At 57.4% G+C, this 258-nt stretch carries 1 protein-coding gene; it reads left to right on the top strand.

Annotated elements, in window-relative coordinates:
* On the top strand, positions 1 to 258 hold a 258-nt coding region (locus RVY79_RS20290), incomplete at both ends, for a hypothetical protein (protein ID WP_317466388.1).

The raw sequence follows: 258 nt of genomic DNA, 5'->3' as shown, positions 1-258 counted from the left end.
TGCTGGCTTTGACCGTTGCGATGGGTTGGGACGATCCGGATTTGACCGTCGGCAAGTTGCTGCGTGTCTGGCGTTGGTTCGATCAGCACACTCTTGAAGGTAACGCTCCTGGCGTTAGCGCAGCGTTACTGGATCGCATCGCAGGTGTTACCGGATTCGCAAATGCGATGGCCAAAGTGGGCTGGCTGATCATGTCCGACGAGGGAATTTCGCTTCCGAACTTCGATCGGCACAACGGCGAGACCGCAAAGAGCCGTG

Source organism: Chromohalobacter sp. HP20-39 (assembly GCF_033052815.1).
In the GTDB taxonomy this organism is placed as follows: domain Bacteria; phylum Pseudomonadota; class Gammaproteobacteria; order Pseudomonadales; family Halomonadaceae; genus Chromohalobacter.
The sequence above is the reverse complement of the archived record's forward strand: the minus strand, read 5'-3'. Positions and strand labels throughout refer to the sequence as shown.